Source organism: Streptomyces sp. NPDC002867 (assembly GCF_053591895.1).
In genome coordinates, this window is record NZ_JBSFUR010000004.1 from 265492 (window position 1) to 285433 (window position 19942).

The 19942-nt window shown below is 72.0% G+C and carries 20 protein-coding genes and 1 pseudogene; 12 read left to right on the top strand and 9 right to left on the bottom strand.

Going from position 1 to position 19942, the window contains the following annotated elements:
* Position 1 precedes the first annotated feature (1 nt).
* The 3 genes from ACWD0A_RS05915 to hemL form a co-directional block, all read right to left on the bottom strand.
* The gene (locus tag ACWD0A_RS05915; protein WP_451294967.1) at positions 2-1249 is read right to left on the bottom strand and encodes a hypothetical protein; all 1248 of its coding nucleotides are present in this window, start codon (positions 1247-1249) and stop codon (positions 2-4) included.
* A gap of 127 nt (positions 1250-1376) precedes the next feature.
* A complete protein-coding gene (locus tag ACWD0A_RS05920) occupies positions 1377-2057 on the bottom strand; it encodes a histidine phosphatase family protein (RefSeq protein ID WP_451294969.1) in 681 nt (226 codons plus the stop codon).
* The gene (gene hemL, locus ACWD0A_RS05925) at positions 2054-3370 is read right to left on the bottom strand and encodes a glutamate-1-semialdehyde 2,1-aminomutase (protein ID WP_451294971.1); all 1317 of its coding nucleotides are present in this window, start codon (positions 3368-3370) and stop codon (positions 2054-2056) included. The genes ACWD0A_RS05920 and hemL overlap by 4 nt, the downstream gene beginning before the upstream one ends.
* A 116-nt stretch (positions 3371-3486) precedes the next feature.
* On the opposite strand from hemL, the gene ACWD0A_RS05930 reads away from it, so the two are divergent.
* Entirely contained in the window at positions 3487-4041 is a 555-nt protein-coding gene (locus tag ACWD0A_RS05930) for a hypothetical protein (protein ID WP_177148705.1), read from the top strand.
* A 25-nt stretch (positions 4042-4066) separates the two neighbouring features.
* Here ACWD0A_RS05930 and ACWD0A_RS05935 read toward each other — a convergent pair whose 3' ends face one another.
* Positions 4067-4942 (bottom strand): glycosyltransferase family 2 protein, encoded by an 876-nt coding sequence (locus tag ACWD0A_RS05935; protein ID WP_307714093.1) that lies wholly within the window; start codon positions 4940-4942, stop codon positions 4067-4069.
* Between the two features lie 198 nt (positions 4943-5140).
* Positions 5141-5764, bottom strand: a complete 624-nt coding sequence (locus ACWD0A_RS05940) for a TIGR03086 family metal-binding protein (RefSeq protein WP_451294974.1) — start codon at positions 5762-5764, stop codon at positions 5141-5143.
* A 73-nt stretch (positions 5765-5837) separates the two neighbouring features.
* Between ACWD0A_RS05940 and ACWD0A_RS05945 the strand changes: the two genes are divergently transcribed.
* The 5 genes and pseudogenes from ACWD0A_RS05945 (at position 5838) to ACWD0A_RS05965 (ending at position 9863) form a co-directional block, all read left to right on the top strand.
* On the top strand, positions 5838-6728 hold the full coding sequence (locus ACWD0A_RS05945; protein WP_451294976.1) for a DUF6597 domain-containing transcriptional factor: 891 nt from the start codon (positions 5838-5840) through the stop codon (positions 6726-6728).
* 49 nt (positions 6729-6777) lie between these two features.
* A pseudogene (locus ACWD0A_RS05950) lies at positions 6778-7322 on the top strand (GNAT family N-acetyltransferase).
* A gap of 43 nt (positions 7323-7365) precedes the next feature.
* The gene (locus ACWD0A_RS05955; RefSeq protein ID WP_451294978.1) at positions 7366-8118 is read left to right on the top strand and encodes a phosphodiesterase; all 753 of its coding nucleotides are present in this window, start codon (positions 7366-7368) and stop codon (positions 8116-8118) included.
* 115 nt (positions 8119-8233) lie between these two features.
* A complete protein-coding gene (locus ACWD0A_RS05960; protein ID WP_451294980.1) occupies positions 8234-9079 on the top strand; it encodes an NAD(P)H-binding protein in 846 nt (281 codons plus the stop codon).
* 58 nt (positions 9080-9137) lie between these two features.
* Positions 9138-9863, top strand: coding sequence for a Mut7-C RNAse domain-containing protein (locus ACWD0A_RS05965; protein WP_451294982.1), 726 nt, complete (start codon positions 9138-9140; stop codon positions 9861-9863).
* 33 nt (positions 9864-9896) lie between these two features.
* On the opposite strand, the gene ACWD0A_RS05970 is transcribed toward ACWD0A_RS05965, so the two are convergent.
* Complete coding sequence (locus ACWD0A_RS05970) at positions 9897-10391, bottom strand: MarR family winged helix-turn-helix transcriptional regulator (protein WP_451294984.1); 495 nt, start codon at positions 10389-10391, stop codon at positions 9897-9899.
* 143 nt (positions 10392-10534) lie between these two features.
* Entirely contained in the window at positions 10535-11110 is a 576-nt protein-coding gene (locus tag ACWD0A_RS05975) for a TetR/AcrR family transcriptional regulator (protein WP_451294986.1), read from the bottom strand.
* Between the two features lie 115 nt (positions 11111-11225).
* Between ACWD0A_RS05975 and ACWD0A_RS05980 the strand changes: the two genes are divergently transcribed.
* Entirely contained in the window at positions 11226-12722 is a 1497-nt protein-coding gene (locus ACWD0A_RS05980; protein WP_451294988.1) for an FAD-dependent monooxygenase, read from the top strand.
* 116 nt (positions 12723-12838) lie between these two features.
* On the opposite strand, the gene ACWD0A_RS05985 is transcribed toward ACWD0A_RS05980, so the two are convergent.
* Entirely contained in the window at positions 12839-13156 is a 318-nt protein-coding gene (locus tag ACWD0A_RS05985) for a hypothetical protein (RefSeq protein WP_451294990.1), read from the bottom strand.
* A gap of 466 nt (positions 13157-13622) precedes the next feature.
* Here ACWD0A_RS05985 and ACWD0A_RS05990 point away from each other — a divergent pair, with 466 nt between their 5' ends.
* Together ACWD0A_RS05990 and ACWD0A_RS05995 are read left to right on the top strand one after the other, a co-directional pair.
* The gene (locus ACWD0A_RS05990; protein ID WP_451294992.1) at positions 13623-14387 is read left to right on the top strand and encodes an SDR family NAD(P)-dependent oxidoreductase; all 765 of its coding nucleotides are present in this window, start codon (positions 13623-13625) and stop codon (positions 14385-14387) included.
* Positions 14387-14977: a GNAT family N-acetyltransferase gene (locus ACWD0A_RS05995; protein ID WP_451294994.1), complete on the top strand. Its 591-nt coding sequence runs from the start codon at positions 14387-14389 to the stop codon at positions 14975-14977. Before ACWD0A_RS05990 ends, ACWD0A_RS05995 begins: the two co-directional genes overlap by 1 nt.
* Positions 14978-15154: 177 nt before the next feature.
* Here ACWD0A_RS05995 and ACWD0A_RS06000 read toward each other — a convergent pair whose 3' ends face one another.
* On the bottom strand, positions 15155-16348 hold the full coding sequence (locus tag ACWD0A_RS06000; RefSeq protein ID WP_451294996.1) for an RtcB family protein: 1194 nt from the start codon (positions 16346-16348) through the stop codon (positions 15155-15157).
* 195 nt (positions 16349-16543) lie between these two features.
* Between ACWD0A_RS06000 and ACWD0A_RS06005 the strand changes: the two genes are divergently transcribed.
* The 3 genes from ACWD0A_RS06005 (at position 16544) to ACWD0A_RS06015 (ending at position 19877) form a co-directional block, all read left to right on the top strand.
* Complete coding sequence (locus ACWD0A_RS06005; protein ID WP_451294998.1) at positions 16544-17473, top strand: DUF3558 domain-containing protein; 930 nt, start codon at positions 16544-16546, stop codon at positions 17471-17473.
* A 163-nt stretch (positions 17474-17636) separates the two neighbouring features.
* Positions 17637-18347: a DUF3558 domain-containing protein gene (locus ACWD0A_RS06010; protein WP_451295000.1), complete on the top strand. Its 711-nt coding sequence runs from the start codon at positions 17637-17639 to the stop codon at positions 18345-18347.
* 216 nt (positions 18348-18563) lie between these two features.
* Positions 18564-19877, top strand: coding sequence for a DUF2637 domain-containing protein (locus ACWD0A_RS06015; protein ID WP_451295078.1), 1314 nt, complete (start codon positions 18564-18566; stop codon positions 19875-19877).
* The last annotated feature ends 65 nt before the right edge of the window (positions 19878-19942 follow it).

A 19942-nucleotide genomic window follows, 5' to 3' on the forward strand; every position in this document is an offset into this window, starting at 1 on the left:
GTCAAGAAGCCTTAAGGAATGCGTTCCAACCGCCCGCGGGGGACTCGCCGACCTGAAGGGTGCGCAGTTTCGCGAGCACCTGCGGATCCTGGACGTCGAGCCAGTCGCAGAACTGCCGGAAGGAGACCAGCCGTACGTCCTTCTTGCCGGCCATGCCCTTGAGCGCTTCCTCCACGGCGTCCATGTAGATGCCGCCGTTCCACTGCTCGAAGTGGTTGCCGATGAAGAACGGTGCGCGATTGGACTCGTAGGCGCGGGTGAATCCCGCGAGATACGCCTCCGTCGCCTGCCTGCGCCAGCCCGGAAAGCGCGAGGGCACGCCCTGCGTCGCCTGGTGGGACTGGTTGGCCAGCATGTTGTAGTCCATGGACAGCACCTCGAAGGAGCGCCCGGGGAACGGCACCTGCTGGAGCGGCAGATCCCAGATGCCCAGCCGCTTGTCGGGCCACGTCTGGCGGCCGCCGGGCGAGGAGGCGTCGTACCGCCAGCCCAGCTGCTTCGCGACGGGCAGGAGCTTGTCCTGGCCGAGCAGACACGGGGTGCGGCCGCCGACGAGTTCCTTGCGGTAGTCGAAAGGCAAGGGGTCGATGTCGTGCCAGCCGCTGTTGGTGCGCCATTCGGTGACGAACTTCACAGCCTGGTCGGTCTCGCTGCGCCAGTCCGCCGACGACCAGTTGCCCACCGATCCGGAACCGGTGCAGAAATGCCCGTTGAAGTGGGTGCCTATCTCATGGCCGTCGAGCCATGCCTGGCGTATGTGCTTCAGCGTGTCCTTGATGTGCTCGTCGGTGAGATAACCGATGTCCGAGGCGCCGATCGAGTTGTTCGGCGGGCGGTAGAGCGTTTTCTTCGACTCGGGCAGCAGATAGATACCGGAGAGGAAGAAGGTCATCGCCGCGCCGTGGTTCCTGGCGAGTTCGAGAAAACGCGGGAAGAGACCGTTGCCGACCTCACCCGCACCGTCCCAGGAAAAGATCACGAATTGCGGCGGCGTCTGCCCGGGCTCCAGCGGAACGGGACGCTCCGGCTGATGGGGCTGCTTCCCGGTGTCGGACGTGGAGCCGTCGCCGATCGGCCGGCCCCCTGTCGCCGAAGGTGAGGGCTTCGCGCCCTTGCCCTGGTCACCGCCCCGGCCGGGCGCACCACCTCCGGCGCCGCCCGGGCCACTGGAGCCGCAGCCCGCCACGGTGACCGCGGCCGCGGCCCCAAGTCCCGCTCCGAGCAGGCCCCGTCGAGTGATGTCGCGCATATCGTCCCCATCCGCGCTCCCCTGGTCGGGGGGAGCTTTTCCAAACCGGCACAGGGAGAGATGCCGTGGGGAACGCGGGGGTTCCTGATGTGCGGGACGGGTTTTTCTACGCCATTTCCCGTGCGGGCTAGGCGCCGAATGCCTTGGACTTGCCCTTCACGGGTTTGGCGCCGGCGAGAAGATGCGGCGGGACGAGATCCCGGGCCGGCTCGGAGTATCCGACCGACACGACCCTGTCCCCCTCGTACGTGAACGAGGTCAGCGAGGCGAGGGTGCACTGCCGGCGACGCGGGTCGTGCCACAGCCGTCGCCTCTCGACGAAACTGCGCACGACCCAGATCGGCAGCTGGTGGCTGACGCACACGGCCTCGTGGCCGCGCGCCGCGTCCCGCGCCGCCTCCAGCGCGGCCGACATCCGCACGACCTGCTCCACGTACGGCTCGCCCCAGGACGGCCGGAACGGGTTCGTCAGGTGCTTCCAGTTGGCCGGCTGGCGCAGCGCGCCGTCGCCGACGCCGAAGGTCTTGCCCTCGAAGACGTTGGCAGCCTCGATCAGCCGCTCGTCGGTCTCGAGGGTCAGACCGTGCGACTTGGCGATCGGCTGGGCGGTCTCCTGGGCCCGCTCCAGCGGGGAGGCGACGACATGCGTGATGTCCCGGGCCGCCAGGTGCTCCGCGACCCGGTCGGCCATCTGCCGGCCGAGCTCGGAGAGGTGGTAGCCGCTGCGGCGGCCGTAGAGGACGCCGTCCGGGTTGTGCACTTCGCCGTGGCGCATGAGATGGACGACGGTGATGTCCCTGGTGCTCATGCGGTGGCCTCCGCTGCGGCTCGGGCGGCGGCGGGCAGCGCGGCCGCGATCCGCTCGATCGCCCGCTCGTCGTGCGCGGTCGAGACGAACCAGGACTCGAACGCGGACGGCGGCAGGTAGACGCCGTCGGCGAGCATCGAGTGGAAGAACGCGTTGAAGCGGAACGCCTCCTGCTTCTTCGCGTCCTCGTAGTCCCTGACCTCGGTCGGGATGAAGAAGACGGAGAACATGTTGGACGCCGTCTGCAGGCGGTGCGCCACGCCCTCCTTGGTCAGGGCGTCCGTCACCAGGGCCTGGATGTTCTTCGAGGCCGCGTTCACCTTCTCGTACGCGGCGTCGTCCAGCAGGCGCAGCTGCGCGAGGCCCGCGGCGGTCGCCACCGGGTTACCGGAGAGCGTGCCCGCCTGGTAGACGGGACCGGCCGGCGCGAGGTGCGCCATGACGTCCCGGCGCCCGCCGAACGCGGCGGCCGGGAACCCGCCGCCCATGACCTTGCCGAACGTCATCAGGTCGGGCGCCACGCCGTCGACGCCGTACCAGCCCGCCTTCGAGGTGCGGAAGCCGGTCATCACCTCGTCGGAGATGTACAGCGCGCCGTTCTTCGCGCAGGCGTCCTTGAGCCCCTGGTTGAAGCCGGGCCGCGGCGGCACCACGCCCATGTTGCCCGGCGACGCCTCCGTGATCACACAGGCGATCTCGCCCGGGTGGTTGTGGAAGGCCGCCTGCACGGCCTCCAGGTCGTTGTACGGCAGCACGATCGTGTCACCGGCCTGAGCCCCCGTGACGCCGGGCGTGTCCGGCAGGGCGAACGTCGCGACCCCGGAGCCCGCCGCGGCGAGGAGCGCGTCGACGTGCCCGTGGTAGCAGCCGGCGAACTTGATGACCTTGGACCGGCCGGTGAAGCCGCGGGCCAGCCGGATCGCCGACATCGTCGCCTCGGTGCCGCTGGAGACCAGCCGTACCTGCTCGACGGGCTCGACACGAGCCACGATCTCCTCGGCGAGGGCGACCTCGCCCTCGCCCGGCGTGCCGAAGGAGGTGCCGCGGGCGACCGCCGCCTGCACCGCCTCGATGACCTCGGGGTGGGCGTGCCCGAGGATCATCGGCCCCCACGAGCAGACGAGGTCGACGTACTCGCGGCCGTCGGCATCGGTCAGGTACGGGCCGGTGCCGGACACCATGAACCGGGGCGTACCGCCCACGGCACGGAAAGCACGGACGGGAGAGTTCACGCCGCCGGGCGTCACGAGGGACGCGCGGTCGAAAAGTGTCTGCGAAACTGGGGCGTCATAGGGAAAGCTCACGGAAACCATGGTCTCAGAGGCCCGGGCGATCTTGCGGACAGGTGTTTCACCACACGTTCGTGGGGGAGGTCACTGTCACGATGATCTGGTTGCGCGGCGGGGGCTGCGAGTGGTCGGGTGGAGATATGCATCGCGGTGGCGGACTGGGCGAGGGGACCGACGACCTGGGTCCTGAGCCTGCCCGGCGTGGAAAGCACCGGCGAGGCGAAGCGGATGATCCCGTGGGAGGCAGGAGCGGCCGGTTGGGGGTGACGTACAAGTACTTCGGTGCGCCCGACGGCGCCACGGCGGCACGGGTGCCGATCTCGATGCGCCCCGAGGAGCTGGGCGGCGACGAGCTCGGCATGGGCGGCATGTTCACCAAGATCAAGCCGGAGACCATAGCCGCGATGGTGCTGACCGGTATCCAGGGCATGCCGCTGCACAAGGTGCCGCCGCTGGAGCTCGTGGTGCTGCACCCCGACTACGCGGTGGTGAAGCTGCCGATGACCGTGGTGGACCCGCTGCGGGGCATCGGCGAGGAGTCGGTGGGCGCGGCGGCCTTCATCTGGTCGACGGTCCCGGACCGGGGCGGCCCCCGGGACGCGTTCAACGTCTACCAATTGCTGCACGAATGGCAGGATTTCAGCCATCGTCTGCACGAGGCGGGCCACCAGCCGTACTGCCTGGTGTGGCCCTGACCTCGCGCGCCCCTCGTCCGCCGGGTCAGACGACCGGCGGCCGGCCGAGCCGGGCCATGAGCCACACCGTGCTCCAGCGCATCGGACGGCGCTCTCCGCACGGCGTACGGACGCCCTCGGCGAATCCGCCGAACCAGGCGCGCAGACCCGGCGCCGAGCGGGTGCGCGCCAGGGTGAGCGCGGTCCACGAGCCCAGGTAGAGGGGCACGAGCAGGGCCGGGAGGTTCCGCTTCGCCAGCCAGACACGGTTGCGGGCGGTCATCCGGTAGTAGACGCCGTGCCGGGTGGGAGGCGTACGGGGGTGCTGGAGCACCAGCTCGGGGGCGTAGAGGATCTTCCAGCCGTCGTCCAGGGCGCGCCAGGCGAGATCGGTCTCCTCGTGCGTGAAGAAGAAGTCGTCCGGCCAGCCGCCGACCCGCTCCAGCATCCGCATCGACAGGGCGTGCCCGCCGCCGAGGAACGTGGTCACCTGGCCGCCGCGCAGCGGATCGGTCTTCCCGATGCGCGGCACGTGTCGGCGCTGGGTGAAGCCGGTCTCGTCGGCGATGCGGAAGCTGACGATCCCGAGCGCGGGGTCGGCGTCGTACATCGCGGCGATACGGCTGAAGACGTCCGTCTCGATGAGCAGCCCGTCGTCGTCCAGGTCGACGAGCACATCGACGTCGCCGAACTCCCGCAGCCGCTCCATGGCGACGTTGCGCCCGCCGGACACGCCGAGGTTCTCGGGCAGCTCGACACCCGTGACGCCTGCCGGCAGTTCGGACAGCGGGGCGCCGTTGGAGACCACGACGACGCGGGTGGCGGGATGGTCCTGAGCGGCCACCGAGTCGAGCAGGGCCCGCAGTTCCGCAGGGCGGGAGCCCATCGTCAGTACGGCCACACCCACACGCGCTCGGGACACGTCCACATCTCCATCTGTTGCCGGTCGTGACCCGGCAGCTTAACGGTGTCCGTCCGGCAGATGTACGGAGGTGAACGCGCACGGGCGCGTGCATGTGGCCGACGGCCGTGGACGTGCAGGGGGCGCGCCCGCCCGTGACCGGCGGCGGTGGACGGTACAGGGCGGGCTCGCCGGTCACCTGTGGTGGTGACGCACGCCTCATGCGCGCCGCTCGCGCCCGGAGCGCGCCCCGCGTGCCCGCTGGGGCCGGCGCCATCCCGGGTCGCGTCCCGTCAGCGCCAGCAGCCGGTCGAGGTCGGAGGCGCCCGCTCCCCCGTCCGGCAGCGGGTACTCCTCGCCGAAGACCCCCATCGCGCGGGCGGTCGGCGCGAGCTCCCCGAACGCGGTCAGCACCTCACGGACCACCACCGGATCCGGCGTGTACTCCTGCCCCGTGGCCCGCGCGAGATCCCAGGCGTGCACGGCGAGGTCGCCGAGCGCCATCCTTCCGACCAGGCCCGCGGACATGTTCATGGCGCCCGTGGTGCCCTGGTCCGCTCCCGGCGCCGCCCACGCCTCGACGAGCGCCTCGGCCTCCGCCGCGAACTGCTCGCGCCAGTCGCCGTGCCCGACACGGTCCGGCCCCGCGGAGAAGTCGGCGTCCTTCTTGGCCGCCAGCAGCTGGAAGTCGACCACCACCTGGAAGAGGTGATCGACCAGCTGCCGCACGTCGTACTCGGCGCACGGCGTCGCATCGCCGAGCCGGTCGTCGGTGATGCCGCGCACCACCGGCACGGAGCGTTCGGCGGCTGCTCGCAACAGGTCGCTGATGGTGTTCGTCATACGTCCGACCGTAGGCAGCACCGCCTCCCCCGTCTTGAAGAAACGCGACAGTCGCCCGGATTAGGATCGGCGCATGGCAGGTCCGCGACGCGACACCCGGGGCATCGTCGAAGCCCGGGAGCTGCTCGCCCGCGTCGACTTCCGCCGCCGGGAGCCGGCCCCCGAGCTGCGCCCCTACCTCGAGCACTACTGGCTCATCGACTGGGACCTGACCGAGCCGTACGCCTCCCACGTCGTGCCGCACCCGTCCGTGAACCTGGTGTTCCAGCAGTACGGCGACGAGGAGCCGTGGGCCGAGATCGCGGGCATCGGCCTGGGTCTGTTCACGCAGAAGCTGGAGGGCCGGGGGCGGGTGTGCGGCGTGCAGTTCCGGCCGGGCGGGTTCCGGCCCTTCGCACCGGGCCGCCCGGTGTCGGACTGGACGGGCCGGCGGGTCCCGCTGACGCAGGCGTACGCGGACCTGGGCCCGGTACGGGGCCCCGACGAGCCGGACGGATCGGAGGGACGCGTCGGGCCGGTCGCGACCGGGACGTCGCACGTCGCCGCGGAGGTCCGCCGGGTCGTCGGCCCGGACGACGAGGACGCCCGCGTCGCCGCCCTGGACGCCTTCCTCATGGGCCTCGCCCCCGCGCCGGACCCGCAGGCGTCGCAGGCCATGGCCCTGGTCGACCGGGTCCGCTCCGACCGCTCGATCCGGCGCGTCGCCGAACTCGCCGCCGCGGAGGGCGTGTCGACGCGCTCGATGCAACGGCTCTTCTCCGCGTACGTCGGCGTCGGCCCGAAGTGGGTCATCCTCCGTTACCGCATCCACGAGGCGCTGGAGCGCGCCGGGACGGACACGGCCGCGCTCGACTGGTCCGCGCTCGCCGCCGAACTCGGCTACAGCGACCAGGCCCACCTCGTACGGGACTTCACCGCGACGGTGGGCGTCCCGCCGACCGCGTACGCACGTCCCCCGCGCTGAGTCCCGCCGTACGGGCCCCTCGTCGCACCCCGCCCCTACAGTGCCGGGCATGGGCATCGACACAGTGAAGGTACGGATCGAGCCGTGGTCCGAGGACGACTTCGAGCTCCTGTGCGCCGTGAACGCGCCGGAGCTGATGGACCACCTCGGCGGTCCCGAGACCGAGGAACAGCTGATCACGCGGCATCAGCGCTATGTGGAGCTGAGCGCCGACCGCACCGGCCGCGGCCGGTGTTCCGCATCGTCCTGGCCGAGGGGGACGACGCCGGCCTGTCCGCCGGCTCCGTCGGCTTCTGGGAGCAGACCTGGGACGGCGAGCAGATCTACGAGACAGGATGGGCCGTGCTGCCCGCGTTCCAGGGCTTCGGGATCGCGACCGCCGCGACGCTGGCGGTGATCGAGCGGGCGCGCGCCGAGCGGCGGCACCGCACACTGCACGCGTTCCCCTCCGTGGGCAACGTCCCGTCCAACGCCGTGTGCCGCAAGGCCGGTTTCACGCTCCTCGGCGAGCGCGAGGTCGAGTACCCGCCGGGGAACGTGCTGCGCTCCCACGACTGGCGCCTCGACCTCACGAGCAGCCGACTAACGGAATAGACTCACCCAACCATTAGTCGCGTGTCATGACGGAGGGGGATCCATGCTGCTCGCCCACATCAGCGATCTGCATCTCGACGGCACGGAGCGGGCCACCGACCGCGCCGTGCGCACCATCGCCTATCTCAACTCCCTGTGCCGCCGACCCGACACCGTCCTGGTCACCGGCGACATCGCGGACCACGGGGCGCCCGAGGAGTACGCACAGGCGGCGGAGCTGCTGTCCGGCCTGAGCGCACCGCACGTCACCTGCCCCGGCAACCACGACGACCGCGCCGCCTACCGCAAGGTGCTGCTGGGCGACACGTCCGCCGCCGCGCCGGAGTCGCCCGTCAACCGGCTGCACCGCGTGGGCGGTTACGCCCTCCTGCTGTGCGACTCGACGATCCCCGGCGAGGACGCCGGGCGCTTCGACGACGAGACGCTGCGGTGGCTGGAGCACACGCTCGACGACCTGGGCGACACCCCCGCCCTTCCCGCCTTCCACCACCCGCCGGCCGTGATCCACCACCCGTACCTGGACGCGACGAACCTGACGAACGCCGACCGCCTGGCGGACCTGCTGGCCGGGCGGGACAACGTCCCGGCGATCCTGACCGGCCACGCCCACACTGCCGGAGCGACGACCTTCGCGGGCCGGCCACTGCTGGTGGCCCCGGGGGTCGTCTCGACGCTGCGCCTGCCGTGGGAGAGCGGCGAGACGCTGACCGACCGCACCGCACCGCCGGGCGTCGCGTTCCACGTCCTGGACGAGGGCGGCGCCCGTGTCACGACCCACTTCCGCGTCGTGCCGTAGCGGGCGATCGGGAGCACGACGAGGGCCCGCTTGACGAGGCGGGCCCTTTCCCCGGATATTTATCTGCGTCACGCAGATTATGTGTCACGAAAACTCTCTTGTCCGAGGAGCTCCCATGACCACCCTCGTCACCGGCAGTCGCGGCAAAGTCGGCTCGGCCCTGCTCTCCCTGCTGCACGAGCGCGGCGCCTCGGTCCGGGCCGCATCCGCCGCCCCCGGCAAGCTCGCCCTCCCGGACGGCCTCGAACCCGTACGACTGGCCCTCGACGACCCGTCGTCCTTCCCCGCGGCCCTCGAAGCCGTCGACTCCGTCTTCCTGTACGCCGAGCCGTCCCACATCGACGCCTTCGTCGACGCGGCGCACACCGCAGGCGTCTCCCACATCGTCCTGCTGTCGTCCAGCTCGGTCCTCGGCGCCGACGCGGCCACCGACCCCCTCGCGGGCCACCACCTCGCTGTCGAAGAGGCCCTCACCGCCGGACCGGTGGCCACGACCGTCCTGCGCCCCGGCGCGTTCGCCGGAAACGCGCTCCAGTGGGCGCGCGCCCTGCGCACCACCGGCGTCATCGACCTTCCCTACCCGGGCAGTTACGGCGACCCGATCCACGAGCGGGACGTGGCCGAGGCCGCTCTGGCCGTGCTCACAGATCCCGGGCCGAGGGGGCGCGCGTACCACCTGACCGGACCCGAGTCCCTCACCTTCGCCGAGCAGATCGCGATCCTGGAACGCGCGGCGGGCCGCGCGGCGCCCATCGAGATCCGCGCGGTGACGCCGGAGCAGTGGCAGGAGTCCGTATCCGCCTACCTGCCCGCCGCGTTCGCGCGGGCCCTGCTCGACTACTGGGCGTCGACGGACGGTTCACCCGCGCCGCTCACCCGCACCGTCGAGGAACTGACCGGACGCCCGGCGCGGACGTTCGCCGAGTGGGCGGAGGAGCACGCGGACGCGTTCCGCGTCTAGCGCGGGACGCTGAGCAAACCGGTGGCTGCCACCGTGCGGCCGGTGACATGCTGGCGCTGTGAACGGACCGGAAATCACCTTCAGCGTCGCCCCTGAGCTGCGGCTCTTCCTCCCGCCGGAGCGCCGCCAGGGCCGCACCGCCGTCGTCACGGACGGCTCGTCGACGCTCGGACATGTCGTCGAGTCGCTCGGTGTCCCGCTCACGGAGGCGGGCCGCCTGCTGGTCGACGGCCGCCAGGTGCCGGTCTCGCACATTCCGCAGGAAGGCGAACACGTCGAGGTACGCGGCGTCGACCGGCCCCAGCGTGTCCCCGGCGCGCCGCTCCGCTTCCTGCTCGACGTCCATCTGGGCACGCTGGCGCGGCGGCTTCGCCTCCTCGGCGTGGACGCGGCGTACGAGAACGAGGACATCGGCGATCCCGCCCTGGCCGCCCAGTCCGCGAAGGAGCGGCGGGTGCTGCTCTCGCGCGACCGGGGCCTGCTGCGGCGCCGGGAGATCTGGGCGGGCGCGTACGTCTACAGCGACCGGCCCGACGACCAACTCACGGACGTACTGGAGCGGTTCGCGCCGGAGCTCGCGCCCTGGACGCGGTGCACGGCGTGCAACGGGCCCCTGACGGACGCCGACAAGGACTCGGTGCAGGAGCACCTGGAGCAGGGCACACAGCGCACGTACGACGTGTTCGCCCGGTGCACCGTCTGCGACCGCGTCTACTGGCGCGGCGCCCACCACGCCCGCCTGGAGGCGATCGTCGCGTCGGCCCTGCGCACGGCGGGGGCGTGAGGGCGGACCCGCCGCTCCGTCCGGCTGCCGCCCCTACGCGTCGAAGTCGCCCACGCGCAGCCGCTCCACCTGTGTCGCGCTCAGCTCCACCGTCCGCTGCATATGGGCCGTGAGCAGCGCGATCTCCTCGTCCGCGTATGCGTCGATCATCGACACCCAGGCCCCGCCCAGCCGGGCCCACAGCGCCCCGAACTCGGCCATCCGCTCCGGCACGCACGCCACGAGAACCCGGCGCCGGTCGTGCGTGTCGCGCTCCCGCGTCACATATCCGGCGCGCTCCAGCCGGTCGACCAGCCGGGTCGCCGAACCGGTGGTGAGCCCGGTCAGCTCCGCGACCCGCCCGGTCGTGACCGGGCCGCCTTCGAGCTCGAGCAGGTTCAGGCACTGGAGATCCGTGGGATGCAGCCCCAGATGATCGGCGAGGGCCTGGTTGAACAGGGCGTACGAGGCCATGTAGCGACGCGATGCCGTGGACAGCTCCCCCATGAGCCGGCCCCGCGCGGCGCCGTCCGAGTTCTTCTGCGTCATGCAGAAAGTGTACGGAGCAGTCCTCCATGGCCTTCACCGGCAGAGGCCGGGGCCGCCGAAGCCTCGGCCGCCGGAGCGGGCTGCCCGGAGGCCGGGCCGTCCCGGGGAGCGGGTGCGTCTGCCGGGCGACCACTCACCGCAGATCAGGGGCGCTCACCCGTCAGATAGCGCTGCACCGTCGGGGCCAGCCAGCTCACCACCTCCTCTTTGGTCATCTCGACGGCGGGCGGGAAGCGCAGCACATACCGGGTGAGGGCCATGCCGAGAATCTGAGAGGCGACGAGCGCGGCGCGGCGCGGGGCGTCGGCCGGGTCCGGTGACAGGCTCGCGACGACCGGCCCCAGTTGCTCACGGAAGATCGAGCGGGCACGCTCGGCTGCGGCGGCGTTCGTGACACCGGCCCGCAGCAGCGCCGTGAGCACGTCGTCGTGCTCCCACCGGTCCAGGAAGTGGGCGACGAGCACCGCGCCGGCATGCCTGCCGGGCAGCGCGCCCAACTCCGGCAGGCGCAGGTCGAATTCGGAGGCGGCGGCGAACAGCCCCTCTTTGTTGCCGTAGTAGCGCATGACCATCGACGGGTCGATGCCCGCGTCGCGCGCTATGGCCCGGATCGTCGCCCGCTCGTACCCGTCGGCCGCGAAGCGCTCGCGGGCGGCTTCGAGGATCGCGGCCTTGGTGGCATCGGAGCGGCGGGGAGTGCCGGGTGCTTCCGTCGTCATGCCAACGACTGTAGGCCAACAGGTGTTGACACGCCAGAGGCGACCGCTCTACATTTGCCAACAAGCGTTGACCAACAGGTGTTGACCTACAGCCGTCGACCAACCGGAGGCAGCCATGCCCGGCAAGCCCAGCACCGCAGCCCGCACCACACCGACCGAGCACGCCGACGGACCCGGCCCGTTCGACACGGACGTGATCGTCGTCGGGGCCGGCCCGACCGGTCTGCTCCTGGCGGGCGACCTCGCCTGCGCCGGCGTCTCGGTCACCCTCGTCGAGCGCCGTCCCCAGGAGACCAGCAACCTCACCCGCGCCTTCGGCGTCCACGCCCGCACGCTGGAGCTGCTGGATGCCCGCGGCCTGGCCGACGAGCTGGTGTCGAAGGGCACGCCGATCACCGGACTGCGCCTGTTCCGCCGGCTCTCCCTCGACCTCGGCACCCTCCCGTCCCGCTTCCCGTTCCTCCTGATCACCCCGCAGTACGAGGTGGAGAAGCTGCTCGAGCGCCGGGCCCGGTCCGCGGGCGTCGACTTCCGCCACGGGACGGAGCTGACCGGCCTCGACCAGTCCCCCGCCCACACCCCGGCGTCGGTCACCGCCGAGCTCCGCGGCGCGGACGGCACCCGCAGCACCCTGCGCGCCCGCTACCTCGTCGGCGCCGACGGCATCCGCAGCGGCGTGCGCACAGCGCTCGGCCTGCCGTTCCCCGGCGCGTCCGTCATCAGGTCCATCGTGCTCGCGGACGTCCGCCTCGCCGAGGAGCCCCCCGGCCTCCTCACGGTCAACGGAGCGGGCGGCACGTTCGCCTTCATGGCCCCCTTCGGCGACGGCTGGTACCGCGTCATGGGGTGGGACCGCACCCGGCAGGTCCCCGACAGCGAGCCCGTCACCCTCGACGAAGTGCGCGAGATCGCACGCCGGGCCCTCGGCAGCGACTTCGGCATGCACGACGCCCGCTGGATCTCCCGCTTCCACAGCGACGAGCGCCAGGCCCCGGCCTACCGCGCCGGCCGGGTCTTCCTCGCGGGCGACGCCGCGCACGTGCACTCCCCGGCCGGCGGCCAGGGCATGAACACCGGCCTGCAGGACGCGGCCAACCTCTCCTGGAAGCTCGCCTCGGTGATCCAGGGCCTCGCCCCGGACCCCGAGGCGCTGCTCGACAGTTATGAGTCGGAGCGGCACCCCGTCGGCAGGATGGTCCTGCGCAGCAGTGGAGCGATCGTGCGCCTCGCGATGGCCCACACTCCCCTCCAGCACGCAGCGCGTTCGCTCGCCGCCCGCATCCTGGGCAGCGTCCGGCCTGCGGCACGCAAGGCCCTGGGCGTCGTCTCCGGCATCGGCATCTCGTACCGCGCACCGCGCGGCGCACACCCCCTCACCGGCCGGCGCGCCCCGGACCTGCGGCTCGCCGAGGGCAGGCTCTACGAGCTGCTGCGCAAGGGCGAGTTCGTGCTGATCGGCCCCGCCGACGAGGCCGCCCCCGAGACCGCCGCTGCCCCGGCCGCACCCGGCCGTGTCATAAGAGCGCACTGGGCGTCCGGCCGGCGCACCGCGCTGCTCGTCCGCCCCGACGGCTACATCGCCTGGGCGACGGGACGCGGGCCGGCCGTCTGACCGGCCGGTGAGGCACCGGTCGGCCGGACGGCCGGAATCGAAAGGTACGGACCGGAAGGCGTACGGACCAGAGGACGTACGGGACCAGAAGGCGCTCAGGTCACAAGGCGTACGGGTCAGAAGGCGTACGGATCCCCGGTGGCCGGCGCGACCACCTTGTGGTTGTTGTTCGCCGGATCCCGGTCGGTCGCCCCGCCGTTCCACACCGTGTCGATCTTCACCACCGCCTCGGCCGGGTCGCCCGTGATCCCCAGCCGGAGGGAGGTCTTGTGGCCGACCCCGTCCGCGCCCAGCGGGCCCGTGCCGCACAGCACCACCCGTTCGCCCGCCCACAGGCAGCGCTTGGGCAGCCGCAGTTCACCGATCGGCCGCAGGGAGAACGCCAGCCTCACCGTGGCGTCCTCCAGGCTGGAGGGACCGTGGTTGCTGGTCATCAGGGAGATCCTGAGCCACCCGTCAGCCAAGGAGACATGACCGTGGTGGGCCACGTCCGCCTCCGGCGCCACGATGCCCGAGGCCCCGGCGGCCCCGGCCGCTCCGACGCCCCCCGGCCCCGAGTCCCCGCCCGCACGCGCGCCCGCACCCGAGGCGACCACCAACACCAACGCCGCGACCCCGGCCGACAGCACCCTACGCATCACACACATGAACCGAAGATACCGATTCTTCCGTTACACACCTGATTGCCCGTCACTCCGGCGCGTCCCGGCCGCCCCCGGCGAGCCAGCCGGCCGGGGCATGCGCCGCACGGCCCGGCGCATCCCACCCACCCCCGCCGCAGTCCGGCCACTGTACGGCCTCACCCCCGCGGGGCCGCTGCGCTCCCCGTGCGGAGATCAGCGCGTCACCTTGCCGACCTATCCTGGCCGCAGTTCGATCACACGCGCGAGGAGCCACGACATGACAACCGCCCGGACCCCCGTCGCCGTCGTCACCGGAGCCAGCAGCGGCATCGGCGCAGCCACCGCACGGCAGTTGGCCGCCGCAGGCTTCCACGTCGTCCTCACCGCCCGCCGGAAGGACCGCATCGAGGCCGTCGCCGCCGAGATCACCGCCGCCGGCCACCAGGCCACCGCCCACCCGCTGGACGTCACCGACCGGCCGGCCGTCGACTCCTTCGCGGCGTCCCTGGACCGTTGTGACGTCCTCGTCAACAACGCGGGCGGCGCGCTCGGCGCCGACCCGGTCGCCACGGGCGATCCCGCCGACTGGCGCCGCATGTACGAGGTCAACGTGATCGGCACGCTCAACCTCACCCAGGCGCTCCTGCCCGCGCTCACCGCGAGCGGCGACGGCACCGTCGTCGTCCTCTCCTCCACCGCGGGCCTCGCCACCTACGAGGGCGGCGGCGGTTACGTCGCCGCCAAGCACGGCGCCCACGTCCTCGCCGAGACCCTGCGCCTGGAGATCGTCGGCACCCCCGTCCGCGTCATCGAGATCGCGCCCGGCATGGTCCGGACGGAGGAGTTCGCCACGACCCGCTTCCGCGGCGACACCGAGAAGGCCGCCAAGGTCTACGCGGGCGTCGCCGAACCGCTCAGCGCCGACGACGTCGCCGACACCATCACCTGGGCCGTCACCCGGCCGTCCCACGTCAACATCGACCTGCTCGTGGTCCGCCCCCGCGCCCAGGCGTCCAACTCCAAGGTTCACAGGGAACTCTGATGAACGACCGCATCGCCGTCTCGCGCCTCGCCGCCGCCGAGCTGCCGGCCGCCGCCCCCGGACTCGCCGCCCTCCTCCTCGACGCGGTCGACGACGGCGCGTCGGTCGGCTTCACCTCCGCGCTCACGCCCGAGAAGGCAGCCGCCTGGTGGTCGGATCTGGCCCCCGCCCTGTCGGACGAGCGGATCGCCGCCTGGACCGCCCGCGACGGCGACCGGCTCGTCGGCACCGTCCAGCTCAGGTGCGAGACCTCGCCCAACGGACGGCACCGCGCCGAGATAGCCAAGCTGGTCGTGCACCGCTCCGCCCGCGGACGCGGCATCGCGCGCCGACTGCTCACCACCGCCGAGGAGTTCGCGCGTTCGACGGGACGCACCCTGCTCATGCTGGACACGCAGACGGGCAGCACGGCCGAGCGCCTCTACCACTCGGCGGGCTGGACCCCGCTGGGCACGGTCCCCGACTACGCCGCCGACCCCTCCGGCGTCCTGCGCCCGACGACGTTCTTCCACAAGACGCTCCAGCCGGCGCCGCAGGGCCCGGAACAGACCGCCGAGCTCACGGGCGCACAGGCCGGCGCGGAAGCGTGACGTCGCGGGCGACCGCGTGCGCCCCGAGGACCTCGCCGCCCCGCCGAGCGACGAGCCGCGTGCCCGCCACCTGACGTCCGCAGCCACCGCACGGCCTGGCACCGGGCACGCGTGAAGGGCACCGGGCACGCGTGAAGGCCCCGGACCGCTTCCGGTCCGGGGCCCACAGCGGCCGTCTCAGCCCTTCACGCAGACGACCTGCTTGAGCTTCGCCACCACCTCGACCAGGTCCCTCTGCTGGTCGATCACCTTCTCGATCGGCTTGTACGCGCCCGGGATCTCGTCGACCACACCCGAGTCCTTGCGGCACTCGACCCCGCGCGTCTGCTCCTCCAGGTCCCGCGTCGAGAAGCGCCGCTTCGCCGCGTTGCGGCTCATCTTGCGGCCCGCCCCGTGGGAAGCGGAGTTGAAGGAGGCTTCGTTCCCGAGGCCCTTCACGATGTACGAGCCGGTGCCCATCGACCCCGGGATGATCCCGTAGTCGCCGGAGCCCGCCCGGATCGCGCCCTTGCGCGTGACCAGCAGGTCCATGCCCTCGTACCGCTCCTCCGCCACGTAGTTGTGGTGGCAGGAGATGACCGGATCGAACGTCACCTTCGCCTTGCGGAACTCGCGGCGCACGACCTCCTGGAGGAGCCCCATCATGATCGCGCGGTTGTACTTCGCGTACTCCTGCGCCCAGAAGAGGTCGTTCCGGTAGGCCTGCATCTCCGGGGTGTCCGAGACGAACACCGCGAGGTCACGGTCGACCAGGCCCTGGTTGTGCGGCAGCTTCTGCGCCTCGCCGATGTGGTGATCGGCCAGCTCCTTGCCGATGTTCCGGGAGCCGGAGTGCAGCATCAGCCAGACCGATCCCTGGTCGTCGAGGCACACCTCGCAGAAGTGGTTTCCGCTTCCCAGCGTCCCCATCTGCTTCGTCGCCCGCTCCCGGCGGAACTTGACCGCGTCCGCCACCCCGTCGAAACGGTCCCAGAAGTCGTCCCAGCCCCCCGCCGGGAAGCCGAACACCCGCGTCGGGTCCACCATCTCGTCGTGCATGCCCCGGCCCACGGGGATCGCCTGCTCGATCCTGGAGCGCAGGCGGGAGAGGTCGCCGGGCAGGTCGTTCGCCGTCAGGGACGTCCTCACCGCCGACATGCCGCAGCCGATGTCCACACCGACCGCCGCCGGGCACACCGCGCCGTGCATCGCGATCACCGAGCCGACCGTCGCGCCCTTGCCGTAGTGGACGTCCGGCATGACGGCGAGGCCCTTGATCCAGGGCAGCGTGGCGACGTTCTGCAACTGCCGCATCGCCACGTCCTCGACCGTCGCGGGGTCGGTCCACATCCGGATCGGGACCTTCGCGCCCGGCACCTCTACAAACGACATAACTCCCCAATTCCCCCGAAAGACATGAAACGCAAATGCCCGGCCAATGACCGCGTAAGGCTCGGCGGACCGGCATCCGGGGCAGCGCGTGCGATAGACATTGTGTCCATCGGCCCTCAGTGGCCGACAACCGTTTTTCCCCGGCGCGACGGCGCGGACCGGACAGAGGGACCCATGGAGAAGGGAGCCAGGCACGTGCAACGCAAGGCGTACGTCCCCGGCGCGGCGGCGCTCCTCGCGGCGCTGGTCACCGGCCTCACCGGCTGCACCTCGGGCGGTGGGGACGACGGTTCGGCGCCCGACGCCAAGGCCAACGGCGCCCCGGCCTCGGCCGCACCTCCCGGCAGATACCGCACGTTGCTGGAGCCCTGCGGCTCCGTCGAGCGGAACACCCTGAAGAACCTGCTGCCCGGCGTGCTCACGCTCCCCCAGGACCAGCAGCAGCAGGTGCTCGGCGGTACGCCGGCCGTGACGTACGACACCGACCGCCGTGCCGCCTGCAGTTGGAGGGGGCAGGCGCCGGACTCCTCCCACCAGCTGCGGGTCGACTTCGAGCGGGTCGTCTCCTACGACCCGGCCGTCAGCGACGACAACCGGGCGCAGGAGGTGTTCACGAAGAAGCAGTCCGCGACCTCCGTGCCCGTCATCCCCGGCCCCGAAGCCACCGTCTCGCCCACCACGAGCGCGAGCGCGAGCACCGGACCGGGCGCGACCCCGGACCTGGAGGTCCAGGCCGGAAAGACAGGCAGGGCAGGGGGAGAGTCCGAGGAGTCCGAGGCTCCCGAGGACCCGCCGAACTCCGGACAGCCGTCGGGCGACGCCTCCCCCGGCGGCTCCGCGGAGGGCGCCGGCGGCAGCCCGTCCCCGGGCGGGTCCACCACGGGGCTCGAGCCGCGCGTGCTGGAGGGGCTCGGCGACGCCGCCTTCATCGACGACGTGCTCGACCGTGCCGGGTCCACCGCGCAGCGCCGCACCGTGAGCGTGGTGTTCCGCACATCGAACGTGATCGTCACGGTCGTCTACGCCGAGCAGCCGGCACCGGCGGCGGAGGTCCCGGACAGCAAGGAACTGCAGGAAAAGGCGCAGAGTGTGGCCCGCCGGCTGGCGGAGCTCTTCGACGAGTGACCGGCCGCGGCGGCCGGCTGCCGGTCCGGCGTCCGGGCCGCCCGCCGCCGCGCGGCCGCGTACGGTGGCCTGACGGCCGTGACGGCCGTGACCGGCCTGACGGACCCGACGCCCGACGGACCCGACGCCCGACGGACAGACCGAACGACCGAGTGAAGGAACCATGCACCGTTCAGCCCCGCGACTCACCCGCATACTCGCCTGCGCAGCCGTTCCGGTGATGCTCGTCGTCGCCGGCTGCTCCTCGGAATCCGGCGACGGCAAGCCCGAGGGATCGGCGTCCGCCTCCCCCACCCCCCAGGCGAAGAAGACGCCGGAGGTCGCGCCCGCGAAGTTCACGAAGCTGCCCGACCCGTGCGAGTCGATCGCCCGCAAGACGGTCAAGGACCTGGTGCCGGGCGCGAAGTCCGGTGCGGCCGGCCGGTCCTCCGACGCCGGAAGCCGTGGCAGCTGCTCCTGGAACGGCCTGGACGACAACGGTGTGAAGGGTTCGCAGTACCGCTGGCTGGACGTCTCCTTCCTGCGTTACGACTCCGACGCCACGCTCGCCGTCAGCGGTGAGCAGCGCGCGAAGGACAACTACGCGAAGGAGGTCGCCAAGACGCAGGCGACCGAGGGCGCGAAGGACGTGAAGTCCAGCCCGGCGCCCGGCATCGGCGACGAGGCGACCACCATCAACTACACGCTGAAGAAGACCGGTGAGAACTTCACGTACGCGGTGGTCGTGGCGCGTACCGAGAACGGTCTGGTGACGCTCACCTACAACGGCACCGGTTACGCGGGCGCGAAGAACCCCTCGTCCGAGGACCTGACGAAGGACGCGCTGAAGGCGGCGAAGGAGGCCGTCGCCTCCGTGGCCACGGCCAACAAGTAGCCGACGGGCGGACGGTGCGCCGAGCCGGTCCCGTTCGCCGGCACACCGTTCCCCCACCGGTGCCGGCTCCTTCCGGCCCGGCTTGGGCCGGCTTCCGGCCGACTGCCCGTCGCCTTCCGTCCTTTGCCGTACCGAGGGCGGAGGGACGGACTCCGGGGGCATGTGCCAGGCTGTGCCCCGCAGATTATGGATGGGGAGGGGAACGCCGTGGCCGCGATGCAGCTGACACGCACACACCGAGTGCTCATCGGTGTCGTCGTCGCGGGAGCGCTGATCATTGCCGCGATCGGCTTCGCGGGGTCGTACGCCGCGGTGCGCGAGCTCGCGGAGCGCAAGGGGTTCGGCGACTTCGCCGTCGTCTTCCCCATAGGTATCGACGCGGGCATCTGTGTGCTGCTGGCGCTCGATCTGCTGCTGACGTGGATGCGCATACCGTTCCCGCTGCTGCGTCAGACGGCGTGGCTGCTGACAGCCGCGACGATCGCGTTCAACGGCGCGGCCGCCTGGCCCGACCCGCTCGGTGTCGGCATGCACGCGGTGATCCCGGTGCTGTTCGTCGTCGCCGTGGAGGCGGCTCGCCACGCGGTGGGCCGGATCGCGGACATCACGGCGGACAAGCACATGGAGGGCGTGCGGCTCACGCGCTGGCTGCTCTCGCCCGTGCCGACGTTCAGGCTGTGGCGGCGGATGAAGCTGTGGGAGCTGCGCAGCTACGAGCAGGTGATCAAGCTGGAGCAGGACCGGCTGATCTACCAGGCCCGTCTTCAGGCGCGCTTCGGCCGGGCGTGGCGCCGCAAGGCGCCCGTCGAGGCGCTGATGCCGCTGCGGCTGGCGAAGTACGGCGTTCCGCTGGCCGAGACGGCCCCGGCGGGTCTCGCGGCCGCGGGCATCGAGCCCGCACTGCTCCCGCCCGCGCCGGTGACGACGCAGGCCGGCCAGCCCGAGCTGCCGACCGGCGCCGGGCGGCGTCCGGGCCCGCGGGAGGCGATCGCCGGCGAGCCGGCGGCGCTGCCCGTGGAGGAGACCGCCGACGAGCAGCAGGCGCGGGCCGAGGGGCCACAGGCCCCGGGCGCCTACGAGAGCCCCTGGTTCGCCGCGTCGCAGGCCGCGCAGGACGCCTACCAGGGCACGTACGACCCCACGTACGTCGAGGGTTTCGAGCCCGTGCCGGTGCCGGTCCCCGCGGGCCCCGGCGGCCGTACGCGCCCGCTCGGGACGGGTCCCGACCCGCAGGCGTTCGACCAGCCGTACGCCCAGGGGTACGAGGAGCAGTACGCGCAGCCCGTGCCGGAGCCGGAGGCGGTGGCCGAGTTCACGCCCGAGGACAAGGAGTTCGAGGAGCTGGCGTACCCGGCGTACAAGGACTACGTGGACGAGCACCAGGTCTATCCGAACGCCCGGACGCTCGACATACTCCTCGCCGACCGGTACGGCGTCCGGCACCCGAACAGCACGGCGCTGCTCAAGCGACTGATGCCGGCCCTTCAGAAGCGCCATCAGGCCGATCTCGAGGCCGAGCACATCGCCTGAGGAACGGCCCCATGCGGAAGGGCCCTCACCCCGTGCGGGGTGAGGGCCCTTCCGCGTACGCCGGG